This is a genomic window from Prescottella soli, from assembly GCF_040024445.1.
GTDB classification, from domain to species: Bacteria; Actinomycetota; Actinomycetes; order Mycobacteriales; family Mycobacteriaceae; genus Prescottella; species Prescottella soli.
In genome coordinates this window covers 1,013,790-1,026,422 of the sequence record NZ_CP157276.1, presented here as the reverse complement: position 1 = coordinate 1,026,422, position 12,633 = coordinate 1,013,790, and the positions used below count along the sequence as shown (strand labels likewise).

14 protein-coding genes are annotated in these 12,633 nt (G+C 67.8%); 8 read left to right on the top strand and 6 right to left on the bottom strand.

Annotation, left to right across the window (positions count from 1 at the left end):
• Positions 1–198 precede the first annotated feature (198 nt).
• From ABI214_RS04750 to ABI214_RS04740, 3 genes are read left to right on the top strand one after another with little or no spacing between them, the layout of a single operon-like run.
• Positions 199–657 (top strand): nuclear transport factor 2 family protein, encoded by a 459-nt coding sequence (locus tag ABI214_RS04750; RefSeq protein ID WP_348606634.1) that lies wholly within the window; start codon positions 199–201, stop codon positions 655–657.
• A 56-nt stretch (positions 658–713) separates the two neighbouring features.
• The gene (locus tag ABI214_RS04745) at positions 714–1,487 is read left to right on the top strand and encodes an SDR family NAD(P)-dependent oxidoreductase (RefSeq protein ID WP_348606632.1); all 774 of its coding nucleotides are present in this window, start codon (positions 714–716) and stop codon (positions 1,485–1,487) included.
• A 59-nt stretch (positions 1,488–1,546) separates the two neighbouring features.
• Positions 1,547–1,915, top strand: a complete 369-nt coding sequence (locus tag ABI214_RS04740) for a nuclear transport factor 2 family protein (protein WP_348606630.1) — start codon at positions 1,547–1,549, stop codon at positions 1,913–1,915.
• Positions 1,916–2,119: 204 nt separating this feature from the next.
• Here ABI214_RS04740 and ABI214_RS04735 read toward each other — a convergent pair whose 3' ends face one another.
• Positions 2,120–2,449, bottom strand: a complete 330-nt coding sequence (locus tag ABI214_RS04735) for a hypothetical protein (protein WP_348606629.1) — start codon at positions 2,447–2,449, stop codon at positions 2,120–2,122.
• Between the two features lie 176 nt (positions 2,450–2,625).
• Between ABI214_RS04735 and ABI214_RS04730 the strand changes: the two genes are divergently transcribed.
• A complete protein-coding gene (locus ABI214_RS04730) occupies positions 2,626–3,279 on the top strand; it encodes a hypothetical protein (RefSeq protein WP_348606628.1) in 654 nt (217 codons plus the stop codon).
• Positions 3,280–3,348: 69 nt separating this feature from the next.
• On the opposite strand, the gene ABI214_RS04725 is transcribed toward ABI214_RS04730, so the two are convergent.
• Together ABI214_RS04725 and ABI214_RS04720 are read right to left on the bottom strand one after the other, a co-directional pair.
• Positions 3,349–4,371: a patatin-like phospholipase family protein gene (locus tag ABI214_RS04725; protein WP_348606627.1), complete on the bottom strand. Its 1,023-nt coding sequence runs from the start codon at positions 4,369–4,371 to the stop codon at positions 3,349–3,351.
• Between the two features lie 685 nt (positions 4,372–5,056).
• Positions 5,057–6,073: a zinc-dependent alcohol dehydrogenase family protein gene (locus ABI214_RS04720; RefSeq protein WP_348606625.1), complete on the bottom strand. Its 1,017-nt coding sequence runs from the start codon at positions 6,071–6,073 to the stop codon at positions 5,057–5,059.
• 88 nt (positions 6,074–6,161) lie between these two features.
• On the opposite strand from ABI214_RS04720, the gene map reads away from it, so the two are divergent.
• Both map and ABI214_RS04710 read left to right on the top strand, forming a co-directional pair.
• Positions 6,162–7,019: a type I methionyl aminopeptidase gene (gene map / locus ABI214_RS04715; protein ID WP_348606623.1), complete on the top strand. Its 858-nt coding sequence runs from the start codon at positions 6,162–6,164 to the stop codon at positions 7,017–7,019.
• Positions 7,020–7,027: 8 nt separating this feature from the next.
• Entirely contained in the window at positions 7,028–8,548 is a 1,521-nt protein-coding gene (locus ABI214_RS04710) for a cobyric acid synthase (protein ID WP_348611267.1), read from the top strand.
• On the opposite strand, the gene ABI214_RS04705 is transcribed toward ABI214_RS04710, so the two are convergent.
• From ABI214_RS04705 to ABI214_RS04695, 3 genes are read right to left on the bottom strand one after another with little or no spacing between them, the layout of a single operon-like run.
• Positions 8,529–9,278, bottom strand: coding sequence for an ABC transporter permease (locus ABI214_RS04705; RefSeq protein ID WP_348606621.1), 750 nt, complete (start codon positions 9,276–9,278; stop codon positions 8,529–8,531). The two genes, ABI214_RS04710 and ABI214_RS04705, sit on opposite strands and share 20 nt — an antisense overlap.
• A complete protein-coding gene (locus ABI214_RS04700) occupies positions 9,275–10,195 on the bottom strand; it encodes an ABC transporter ATP-binding protein (RefSeq protein WP_348606619.1) in 921 nt (306 codons plus the stop codon). The genes ABI214_RS04705 and ABI214_RS04700 overlap by 4 nt, the downstream gene beginning before the upstream one ends.
• The gene (locus ABI214_RS04695; protein WP_348611264.1) at positions 10,192–10,554 is read right to left on the bottom strand and encodes a GntR family transcriptional regulator; all 363 of its coding nucleotides are present in this window, start codon (positions 10,552–10,554) and stop codon (positions 10,192–10,194) included. The genes ABI214_RS04700 and ABI214_RS04695 overlap by 4 nt, the downstream gene beginning before the upstream one ends.
• Before the next feature lie 247 nt (positions 10,555–10,801).
• On the opposite strand from ABI214_RS04695, the gene ABI214_RS04690 reads away from it, so the two are divergent.
• Together ABI214_RS04690 and ABI214_RS04685 are read left to right on the top strand one after the other, a co-directional pair.
• Positions 10,802–12,025 (top strand): serine hydrolase domain-containing protein, encoded by a 1,224-nt coding sequence (locus tag ABI214_RS04690; RefSeq protein WP_348606617.1) that lies wholly within the window; start codon positions 10,802–10,804, stop codon positions 12,023–12,025.
• Between the two features lie 41 nt (positions 12,026–12,066).
• A complete protein-coding gene (locus tag ABI214_RS04685; protein WP_348606615.1) occupies positions 12,067–12,633 on the top strand; it encodes an alpha/beta fold hydrolase in 567 nt (188 codons plus the stop codon).

Below are 12,633 nucleotides of genomic sequence, written 5' to 3'. Positions count from 1 at the left end.
CACGCTTGCGTCCGAGTGTGTCGGACGCGTCGGCCTCGTGTACTCGGTGTCTCGCAATTCGAGACACCGCCACCCGGTGATGATCGTCCTGAACCACTATGAGTCCTGTCACAGGCGGGCTGTCGGTGGTGCTCGCGACGCAGCGCTCCAGTCTCCCGTCAGCCGCCTTCGCCAACGAGATTCTGAGGAGAACTTCGGATGCCCACGCCCAACGAGGACGAACGCGAGATCTACCGGAGCATCGTGCGATTCGCGCGCGCGATGGACCAACGGGACTGGGCGGAGATCGAGACGATCGCCGCCGAGGACATGGAAGCCGACCTCGGTACGGGGAGGCTGGGTAGTCGCCGCGAGATGATCGCGCTCACGCGCAGCTTCCTGGACGACTGCGGGCCCACCCAGCACCTGGTCGGAAACGTGCTCATCGATATCGACGGCGATACCGCTCGCAGTCGCGCTTACGTGGCCGACATGCACCTCGGTACCGGCGAGCTCGAGGGCAAGTTCTTCCGGACGATCGGTGACTACCACGACGAGTGGCGCCGAACCGTCGACGGGTGGCGGATGGTCCGTCGGACTAAGCACAACCGCGGGCATCTCGGCGACTACGCCGTACTCGGACCGGGGCCGTCCAATTGGTCTGCCGCGCAGGGCTAGTCAGATCGCCCAATCAGATGGCACGGGTTGTCGAAGGAACTGGAGAAGGGATCGGGATGGGCAGGCTTGAAGGCAAGGTGGCGATCGTCACCGGAGGTGCACAGGGTATGGGTGCCGCGACCGCGCGCGTCATGGCCGCCGAGGGTGCTCGAGTGGTGGTGGCCGACGTTGCCGACGGCCAGGGCAGAGCCCTTGTCGCGGATATCGGTGACACGGCGAGCTACATGAGGCTCGACGTCACCAGCGAGACCGACTGGCGCGACGTGGTGGCGGCGACGATGCGGGAGTACGGCACTGTCGACGTGCTGGTCAACAATGCAGGGATCCAATACTTCGCCGGCGTCGAGGACGTGGAACCGGATCGGATCGCAACGATCCTTGCCGTCAATGTGATGGGTCCGATGATCGGTGTCAAGACGGTGGCGCCGATCATGAAGAATGCGGGTTCCGGTGTGGTCGTGAATATTTCGTCGGTAGACGGGCTTCGTGGTGTCAACGGGCTCAGTTCATACGTCGCGAGCAAGTGGGCGATCCGCGGCGTCACGAAGGCGCAGGCGCTCGAGCTCGGGCCGACCATCCGCGTGTGTTCGGTCCACCCGGGTGGGGTCGACACCCAGCTCGGCAATCCCGCAGGTGAGACCGGTGCGGAGTTGCAGCGCCACTACCGCAATGTTCCCCTCGGTCGGATCGGGCTGCCCGACGAAATCGCCCGCGTGACCGCGTTCGTCGCAAGCGACGAGGCCAGCTACATGACCGGTGCGGAGATCGCGGTGGACGGCGGTTGGGCCTCGGGCATCTACCACGCTGGTCTGCCGGGAGCACCCGTGTAGGTGGCGCCAGACGCTCCCTACCTTGCCGACGTTCACCACCCTCCGAGAGGACTCCGACAATGACCCAGGACGACATCGCGCGAACGATCAACCGATATCTCGAACTTGCCTCTGTCGCAGAAGGAGCGGATATTGCTGTGCTGTATGCGGACAATGCGACGGTCGAGGACCCGGTCGGGTCGACCCCGCACGTCGGAACCGCGGCGATCGCCGCGTTCTACGACTCCGTGAGATCCCCGAACCGAACAATCGACCTGATCACCCTGCGGGTATCCGGGGAGACCGCGGCGTTCCACTTCCGGGTGGTGACGGTCGTCGACGGTCGGACGATCACCGTCGAACCGATCGACGTCATGACATTCGACGATCGAGGACGGATCACCAGTATGCGGGCGATCTGGACTACCGAGGACATCGTCGTCAGCTGAACGAAACGGTCCGCGGCGGCGGTGGCTTCGGCGACACTCGCGCACCGTACACGGCTCGGGAGGCTCCTCTGACCGTCCGTGCGGGGGCCTGCGAGGGCCCTGCATGGTTGGTGGCAATCGACGACCTCGCCGATCGAGCGCGTCCGGTCGCTGTACCGGCGCGACCGGATGGTGTTCGTGACGGAACTGCGCTGACCGCCGTCGCTACCGCCCGACAAGTTCGAGCGTGAGTCGCACGCACAGGTTCACTTCCTCGACGGCGTACAGAACCACGATCTCGGCACTGTCGCCGTGATCGCCCCTGGCCGTCATCGTGATCCGTGGCGGCTCGGCATCGGCGTGGAGCAGCAGATCGGACTGCCTGCTCTGGCTGATGCGCTCGAATGCCCGGGCCCACTCCGGGTGGATATCGCCGTGGAGTTCGGCGTCGACGTGGACGATGTCGTCCGAACGGGTCGAGACGACCTTGCTGACCTTGACCGGAGCCCACCGACGTTCGGCGGCCCGCGACTGCTGGCCCATTGTCACCCTCACTTCTGACCAGGTTGACCGCTCACCATACCCACTTTCGTGGAAAGCGCATCCGTGCACCGGAAGCGCTGCGGTGCGGTCCGTTCTCGCATCCCGCCCGTGGTCAGTTTCGCGGTGATCGCGGCCCTGCCCGGGCCCGACTTCTAGCTCCATCGGGCGCGTTCACCGACAATTGCGGCATGTCTTCGCTCCTCGGCTGGGTCGGCGATCCGTCACCTGCCGCCGCGCTGTGGCTCGAACCGTACCCGTATCCGGACGCCGGCCCAGCGGGTGGATGGCTCGCGGACCGTTACCCGTATGTGCTGCGCATCCTCCACCCCGCCTATCGGGGCGAGGGCTGCGAGTCACATCGAGTGGGGTGGGCCGACATCGCCGCCTCCCGTGGTGTGAGCGTGGCGCCGGGGGTCCGCTTCCTCGACGTCATCGGGGCGAAGGATCCGAATGCGACGCTCGCCGGCGTCTTCGATGAACGACCCGAGATGGGCTCGCTGCCAGCGGAACTGGTCGACGTGGTCTACGGGCACTTCGACGACGCGGTCTCGGGACTGTTCTGGGACGGGTGGGGCCAGTTCCTCGACGAGCCGATCCGGGGCTGTGCACGGGTGGCGGAAGGGTCGCACGGGTTCTCCTACCAGGTGGTGACCGCCGCGCGATCCACCGAGGACCGGGCCGTCCGCATCCGCACGCCCAACTTCTGGTGGCCGGCCGACCGCAGTTGGTGCGCGGCAACGGGTATCGACGAGGAGGACACGGTCGTCGTATCGGCCGACCTGGCCAGACTCGAAGCAGTGCACCGGGATCCCCGTCTGGAGACGCAGCTGTACTCCCGGTGACGCCAGCTCGAACGTCGGTTCGGGGCCGCAGCAGCGTCTTGATCGCGCACCGTTGTCCGGCGAGTCCCGTTACGCCCGGTAGCGTTTGAGGTACGCCTCCCAATCCCACTCCTTCAGGAAGGCCTGCGCTGCCTCGTAGCCCTTCGCGTAGAGCGCCTCGGCCTTGGGCCTCGAGATATTGAAATCGACAACACCCACCTCGGTGGAATCCACGCGGATGGCGCGGTCATTCACCCATGGCTGGTTGAGGTATGCCTGGTCACGGCCGACCAGGATGGTGGAGATGATGAGCTCCAGCAGGTGCGGTGCTCCCAGCCGGGCAAGCCGCCCCAGTGGGGCCAACGGCCCTAGCGGGATGACCTTGTCGTCGCCCTCGGGCAGGTTGGGCAGCACGGTGATCCCGAAGGTAGGCCATCGCGGCTCCTCGCCGTCGGTTCGGTCGAGTGAGTCGATCGGGAAGTTCGACAGGAGGCCCCCGTCCACCAGCGTTGATGTCACCTTCGTCTTGTCATTGGTCAATCGGACCGGGCGGAAGAAGAAGGGGATGGACATCGACGCGCGGACAGCGTCGGCCACCGACTGTTCGTCGGGGTTCAGTCCGTAGAGTGACTCGTAGTCCCAGGGCAGCCGCACAAGTTGGCCGAGCGTGACGTCAGAAACGGTCACGACAAGCTTGTACCGCCGCTCGCGCGGCAGCCACAGATAGTCCTTGTCGTTGAGTTTGAGGTCACCGAACGTGTGGACGTTCCGTTTGGCCAGCTCATTACGAATCCACTCGTGGGCGTAGTCCCCCTTGTAGATGCCGCTGCCGCGCAGCACCGCCTGCGCCGGCCCGAGGACGGGGACACGCTCCAATGGCGCAGGGTCGCAGAACTGGGGGTAGGGCAGGTCGAGGGCGGTGTTCTTCAGTGCCTGGCCCGTCAGCCCGGACGCCACAAGCGAGCCGAGGACGGCGCCGGCGGAGGTGCCGGAGATTCTCTGTGGCTTGGCTCCGGACTCGGTCAGTGCGGCGACGGCTCCCGCCAGTCCGAGGCCCTTGACGCCGCCACCAGCGAGCACCAGGTCGGCTTCTGCGGGCTTGAGCGTGGTCACGCCGGTCTCCGGTCGCGGGAGGTACGGGTCTCCGTGTTCATGGTGGTCTCCAATCTCGGGTGACGGGAGTGGTGAGAGGGGGTTGTTCGCACCGGGTTGGATGATCGGCCGAGGCTGTGCGAATGACCGCGCCCAGAGGAGGGCGGGCGCCCGAGCGTCGGACCCGAACCACGGCCACGGTCGCGGAGCACGCCGCCGACGTGCGCAGCCGCCCCTGCCTCGACCTTTCGTGAGTCCTAGTGCTGATCTGGCCGGATCCGTGTTTCGTCGGGGATCCGGTGTCCACCAGTGATCGAGGACCCAACGCGGTCGGCTGTCGTCCATCCGCCCCAGCTCGAACGACCGTCTCGCAGGTCCAGTCTGGCCCCTCACGCGGAGGTGCGTCCAGCAGGATCGTGTAACGACCTTGACGCACCGGTGAGACCGGTCGGGCATGTCGCAAACGCGAAAGACCCTGAGAGAGCCCCTGGCCGATCAACTCGCCGCGGGCTGTCGGTGCGAAGGCCTCCACATCCGCACGCCCAACTTCTGGTGGCACGGCCGACCGCAGTTGCTGCGCGGCAACGGGTATCGACGAGGAAGCCACGGTCGTCGTGTCGGCCGACATGGCCAGACTCGAAGCGGTGCACGGGGATCCCCGTCTGGAGACGCAGCTTTACTCCCGGTGACCGCCCGGGGCAGCGGCTCAGGGGCGCAACAGCACCTTGATCGCGCGCCGCTCGTCCATGGCCCGGTACGCCTCCGCCACCTGATCGAGCGGCAGTGTCAGGTCGAAGACCTTGCCCGGCTCCATCCGGCCGTCGAGCACCCGGCCGATCAGGTCGGGCAGGAAGCGGCGCACCGGCGCCGACCCGCCGCGCACGCCGATGTGGGTTTCGAACAGTTCCCGGGCGGGGAACTCGGCGCCGTGCGGCACTCCCACGAAGCCGACGTTGCCGCCGGGACGGGTGCAGCGCAGTGCCTGCGACATCGACTCCTTCGTGCCGACGCACTCGAGCACCGATTCGGCCCCGACACCGTCGGTCAGCTCGGCGATCCGGGCGGCGCCCTCCTCGCCGCGCTCGGCGACGATGTCGGTGGCGCCGAACTCGACCGCCAGCTTCTGGCGGTTGGTGTGCCGGCTCATCGCGATGATCCGTTCCGCCCCCAGTTCCCTGGCGGCGAGCACGCCGGACAGCCCGACCGCGCCGTCACCGACGACCACGACCGTCGAACCCGGGCGCACCTCGGCGGCCACCGCCGCGTACCAGCCCGTCCCCATGACGTCGGAGAGTGCGAGCAGGCTCGGGATCAGGGCCGCGTCCGGACGGTCGGGAACCGTGACGAGGGTGCCGTCGGCCAGCGGGACGCGCACGTACTCGGCCTGGCACCCGTTGACGAATTCGCCTAGTCGGCAGGAGGACTGGTAGCCGTAACGGCAGTGCGGGCAGGTGTTGTCGGAGGCGAGGAACGATCCGATGACGAACTGTCCGGGCGCGACCGTGGTGACCGCGCCACCGACTTCCTCGACGACGCCGACGTATTCGTGGCCGATCGGGCGAGGCTCGTCGACCGGGGTGATGCCGCGGTAGCGCCATAGGTCCGAGCCGCACACGCACGTGGAGACGACTCGGATGATCGCGTCGGTGTCCTCGACGATCCGCGGGTCGGGCAGGTCCTCGAACCGGATGTCCCGCGGTGCGTGGATGACGGTTCCTCGCATGGGCGTGCTCCTCAGGTCGGGAAACGGTGCGTCCACCCTATGCCCGGCGTGCTCACGCCACGCTGGCGCGGCGGTCTACCCTGGACCCATGTCTGTTCGCACCGCTCTCGTCCCCGGAACCGTCTCACCCGTTCTCGCTGTCCCGAAGGACATCGAGCGCCCCGAGTACGTGTGGAAGGCGACGGCCCGCGAGGGCAAGGAGCCGTGGGTGCAGACGCCGGAGACCATCGAGAAGATGCGGGTGGCCAGCAAGATCGCCGCTCAGGCATTGCAGGAGGCGGGCAAGGCCGTCGCCCCCGGGGTGACCACCGACGAACTGGACCGCATCGCGCACGAGTACATGTGCGACCACGGCGCGTACCCGTCGACGCTGGGCTACCGCGGGTTCCCCAAGTCGTGCTGCACGTCGCTCAACGAGGTCATCTGCCACGGCATCCCCGACTCGACGGTGATCCAGGACGGCGACATCGTCAACATCGACGTCACCGCCTACATCGACGGCGTCCACGGCGACACCAACGCGACGTTCCTGGCCGGCGACGTCTCCGAGGAGAACCGCCTGCTGGTCGAGCGCACCCGCGAGGCGACGATGCGCGCGATCAAGGCGGTCAAGCCGGGCCGCGAGCTCAACGTCATCGGCCGCGTCATCGAGTCGTACGCCAACCGCTTCGGGTACGGCGTCGTCCGCGACTTCACCGGTCACGGCATCGGCGAGACCTTCCACAACGGCCTGGTGATCCTGCACTACGACCAGCCCAACGTCGACACGATCATCGAGCCGGGCATGGTGTTCACGATCGAACCGATGATCAACCTCGGCACGGTCGACTACGACATCTGGGACGACGGCTGGACGGTCGTCACCAAGGACCGCAAGTGGACCGCCCAGTTCGAGCACACCATCGTCGTCACCGACGAGGGCAACGAGATCCTCACGCTGCCGTGACCGCGGCGCTGAGCGGCGCGCTGCTGGTCGCCGGCACCACGTCCGACGCCGGCAAGAGCGTCCTGGTCGCGGGGCTGTGCCGGATGCTGGCCCGGCGCGGGGTGCGGGTGGCGCCGTTCAAGGCGCAGAACATGTCGAACAACTCCGTCGTCACCCTCGACGGCGGGGAGATCGGCCGCGCCCAGGCGCTGCAGGCCCGCGCGTGCGGGCTCGAGCCCAGCGTGCGGTTCAACCCGGTGCTGCTCAAGCCGGGCGGCGACCGCACGTCGCAGCTCGTGGTCCGCGGCAAGGCCGTCACGACGGTCGGCGCCCGTGACTACATCACCCACCGGGAATGGCTGCGCGGTGTCGTCGCCGACGAGCTGTCCGCGCTGCGCGACGACTTCGACGTGGTGATCTGCGAGGGCGCCGGCTCGCCGGCCGAGATCAATCTGCGGGCCACCGACCTGGCCAACATGGGGCTGGCGCAGGCCGCGCAGTTGCCGGTGATCGTGGTCGGCGACATCGACCGCGGGGGAGTCCTCGCGCACCTGTTCGGCACCGTCGCCGTCCTCTCGCCCGAGGACCAGGCGCTCATCGCCGGATTCGTGATCAACAAGTTCCGCGGCGACGTGAGCCTCCTCGAACCCGGACTCGACCAGCTCAGGGAGCTCACCGGCCGCCCGACGCTCGGCGTGATCCCGTTCGCCGAGGGTCTGTGGCTCGACGCCGAGGACTCGCTCGGCGTCGTCGGCGACGCTCCCGTCGGCCGACCCGGCGCCCCGATCGGTGACGAGTGGCTGCGGGTCGCCGCGATCCGGCTGCCGCGCATCTCCAACTCCACCGACGTCGAGGCCCTCGCGTGCGAGCCGGGCGTCTCGGTGCACTGGGTGAGCGAACCGTCGCGCCTGGCCGACGCCGACCTCGTCGTGCTGCCGGGCAGCAAGTCCACCGTCACCGACCTGGAATGGTTGCGGCGCAGCGGAATCGCCGACGCCCTCACCCGCCGGGCCGCGAACGGCGGCGCCACCCTCGGCATCTGCGGCGGCTACCAGATGCTCGGGACGGTGATCGACGACGGCGTCGAGTCCGGCGCCGGCGCCGTGCCGGGGCTGGGCCTGCTGGACCTCGAGATCGAGTTCGCGCCGGACAAGGTCCTCGCACAGGTCGACGGCGACGCGGACGGAATCGCGGTGCGCGGCTACGAGATTCACCACGGCCGCGTCCGCCGCAACGGCGATGCCCCCTGGTTGTGCGGGGCGGACGGCGCCAAGGAGGGCAGCGTGCGGGGCAGCGTCCGCGGCACCCACTGGCACGGTCTGCTCGAGAACGACGAGTTCCGTCGTCGCCTTCTCGCCGAGGTGGCGGAGACGGCGGGCCGGACCGGCTTCGTCGTCGCCCCCGACACCGACGTGGCGCAGGTCCGGGAGGCTCAGCTGGATCTGCTCGCCGACCTGGTCGAGCGTCACCTGGATGCCGACACGGTGCTCGGCATCCTCGCGGCCGGGGCGCCCGCGGACCTGCCCCGCATCACGTCGTCGCTCGCCTGACGATCGCCCACGAGGCGGCAAGCGCGGTCACCGACACCCCGACCGGGAGCGCGACGAGAACGAGCCCACGGGGTGCGTCGACAAGCCACGACCCCACCGTGGGCCACCAACCGGCCCAGGTCAGGACGACGGCAACGAGGCCGAGGAGTCCGACGACGGAGATGCCCGCGATCAGGAATCCCGTGGTCTTCCACCGCTGGTAGACGGCGCTGAACGCGATCGAGATCGCGGTGGTGAGCAGGAGGCTCGCGAAAAAGGTCGCGAACTCCAGCAGCGCCGAATCCGTGACGTAGCGCAGGATTCCGAACATGCGCATGTAGACGCCCCACCCGCCGGTAGCGGCCTCGATCGCCGACAACACCTGGAAGAGCACCGCGAATCCGAACGACTGCGCGACCGCGACCGCGACGGTCGCGACGAAGAACTGGCGCCGGGTCACGCCCAGGCCCAGCGCAAAGGGGAATGTCTGCGTCATCGCCTGCGCGTAGAACGCCACGACGAATCCGTAGAGCGAGAGGATTGCACCGGTGGGGTGGGTTTCGCCGCCGGAGTCGATGAGCGCGAAAATCGCGAAGTTGATCGCGAAGGTGAGCGCGAGGACCACCAGCGGTGAGGCGATCAGGATCGGCCACGCGACCACGTGGATGCGGGCGATGGCCAGGATTCGCCGGAACCCCGCGTGCGAAGCGGGCACCGGTTCGGCGGAGGTGGTGGAGATCGTCGCGGTCATGGCTTTGCCCCCTCGGGTCGGTGGGCCTCGCCGCCGACGGTGTTCCGAATAGTGATCTGCTGCAACGAGACCGGAGACAGTTCGAGTCCCCGGCGCGTTGCGTCCTCCCGGTCGGGGCCGGTGAGTAGGCCCTGGATCGTGGCCCGGGCGTGACCGCCGAGCTGCTCGTGGTGCAGGACGGTGCGGTGCGCGACGAAGGCGTCCACCGCCGCCGACGGCCCGCCGACCGTCGCGTGGCGGCCGAGGAGGGAATCGACGTCCTCGTCGACGACGGCTCGGCCGCCGTCGATCACGACGACGTGCTCGAGCAGATTGCTGACCTCGTCGATGAGATGGGTCGAGAGGACGATCGTGCGCGGATGCTCCGCGTAGTCGGCGAGTAGACGGTCGTAGAACAGTTGGCGCGCCACCGCGTCGAGGCCGAGGTAGGGCTCGTCGAACAGCGTCAGCGGCGCGCGGGACGCCAAGCCGATGACGATGCCGAGCGCCGACGTCATGCCGCGGGACAGCTTCTTGACCCGACGCCGGTCCGGCAGCCGGAAGTCGTCCATGAGGCGCCCGGCGAAGTCGCGGTCCCATCCCGGCAGCAACAGCTCGGCCGCGGTCAGCACGTGCTTGACCTTCATGTCCTCCGGATACTTCTGGCTCTCCTTGACGAAGCACAGGTTCCGCAGGACGTCAGCGTTCTCGAACGGGGAGCCCTCGAAGACGTTCACCGTCCCCGAGCTCGCCGCCTCCTGGCCGGTCAGAATCTTCATCAGGGTGGTCTTGCCGGCCCCGTTGCGGCCGAGCAGGCCGTAGATCTTCCCCGCCTGCAGATCGAACGAGACGTCATCGAGTGCGGTGACGTCGCCGTACCGCTTCCCGATCGCCCGCACCGAGACGATTGTGTCCCGGTCGATGTCCGTGATGCTCATGGACGTTCCTCCCATTGGTCCAGCATGGATTTGAGTTCGGCGATGCTCATCCCGAGCTTGTCGGCCTCGCGGACGAGGGGTGCCACGTACTGCGTCGCGAACTGCTCGCGCCTGCGGAACCGGAGCGCATCCCGCGCGCCCGTGGTGACGAACATGCCGATTCCCCTTCTCTTGTAAAGGATTCCGTCGTCGACGAGCTGGTTGAGCCCCTTCGCCGCGGTCGCCGGGTTGATTCGGTGGAAGGTCGCCAGTTCGTTCGTCGAGGGCGCTTGCGACTCCTCCGGCAGTGAACCGTCGATGATCGCGTTCTCGACAAGCTCCGCGATCTGCTGGAAGAGGGGCTTGCCCTCATCGCTCAGCATCGCCGTCCGATCAGCGCGAGGCTGATTGGTTCATTACTCATGTAATGAACCATAGAAGCGGGCGCGGACGCGGTCAACCGGAAAGGGCGCGGCCGGTTCGGTTTCACCTGTTCGCCCCGCAATGCGCGTTCCGCACGCCTAGGCTGCGGAGCGACGTCAGAAGCTCGACCGCCGATGTTGAGGAAGTGTCGACGTGCGCAACAGATTCGATGCGGGGACGAGCGTTCGTGTCGCATGCGGAGCGGTGGCCGTCGCACTGGCGATTGCGGGATGCTCGTCGAACGAGTCGCACGAGACCCACGAGACCCACGAGTCCGGCGCCGGGACAACCACGTCCGCGACTGCCGGCGCCGCGTCGTCGACCGTGGCGTTGCAGAAGATCGACGACACCGCGCTGAACGACATCGTGGCCGGCGTGGCGAAGGACCTCCAGATTCCGGGGGCCGTGGCGATCCTGAAGACTCCCGCCGGCGACCACACCGTCGAGTACGGCACCGGGGCCCGGGGGCTGGACTCGCCGGTCGACATCGTCGAACACATCCGCATCGGTTCCAACACCAAGACCATGACCGGCACCGTGATCCTGCAGCTCGTTCAAGAGGGCAAGATCGCGTTGACCGATCCGGTGTCGAAGTACCGGCCGGACGTGCCGAACGGCGACAACATCACGATCGAGCAGCTGCTCGACATGCGCAGCGGCCTGTTCAACTACACCGAGACCCCGCAGCTCAACGAGACCCTCGACAGCGATCCGCAGAAGCAGTGGAAGCCCGAGGAGCTGCTGGCGCTGGCCTTTGCGAACCCGCCGTACTTCCCGCCGGGGCAGGGCTACCACTACTCCAACACCAACATCGTGCTGCTCGGCCTCATCGCCGAGAGCCTGGACGGCAAGCCGCTTCAGCAGATCTTCCAGTCGCGACTCTTCGGTCCGCTGGGATTGACGGGGACGTCGTTCCCGGACATCACCGACAGCTCGATCCCGGCACCCCACTCGCAGGGCTACGTGTACGGGACGAACATGGAGACGCTGACCGACCCGGCGCTGTCACCGGACATGCAGGCCGCCGCGAAGAACGGAACCCTCCAGCCGAACGACGTCACCAACGTCAACCCGTCGTGGGCGTGGGCGGCCGGCGCCGGTATTTCCACCGCGAACGATCTCGTGACGTGGGTGCAGGCGCTGGTCGGCGGAAAGCTGCTCGACGCCGACCTGCAGGCCCAGCGGCTCGCCAGCGTGCAGCCCACCGGCCCGGACAGCGGCGCAGCTCAGTACGGTTGGGGCATAGCGAAAATGGGTCCGATGTTCGGGCACACCGGCGAGCTGCCCGGGTTCAACTCGTTCATGGGGCACGACCCGGTGAACAAGGTGACGCTGGTGGTGTGGGCCAACCTCGCGCCCGCCGCGACCGGTCAGGACCCGGCGACCACCATGGCCAAGGAGATCATCGCCAAGGTCTATCCCGGATAGGTGTCCGATTTCGTGACGTCGATCGCGTACCGTTTTCAGCCATGGAGTCGACGAACGTTGCGGTGGGTAGTGGGACCTTGACGGTCCGAATCGGAGGACCGGAGAGCCGGCACACGGTGTTGCTGCTTCCGGACGCGGGCGCCCCGGCCGACGTCTTCGACGCCGTGTGTTCACGACTGCACGACTCGGATCTGAGGACCGTGGTGCCGGAGAGCATCGTCGGGCTCGACGAGCCGTCGGTGATCGCGATGCTCGACGAGCTGAAGCTGCCGTGGGTGAACCTCGTCGGCGCCGGGGTGGGCGCGGAACTCGCGTGGCGGCTGGCCGCGAAGACGTTCGGGCGCTTCGCGAGCCTGATCGTCGCCGACCGCGGGCACCCCGCCGTGCCGGGTGCAGACGGGGCGGTGCTCGACGCCGCGTGTCCCGCCGTGGAGCTGCCGACCACCGTCGTAGTCGGCACCTCGCTCGGCCGCGCGTGCGCCGACGCGAGCGGCCGGTACGCCTACTCCGAGTTCCGGATCGTCCAGCTCGACGGCGTCGACGACGTTCCGCTGAAGGCGCCCGCGGAGCTGGCCACCGAGATCGTGCTGCGGACCGGCTCCTGGTAG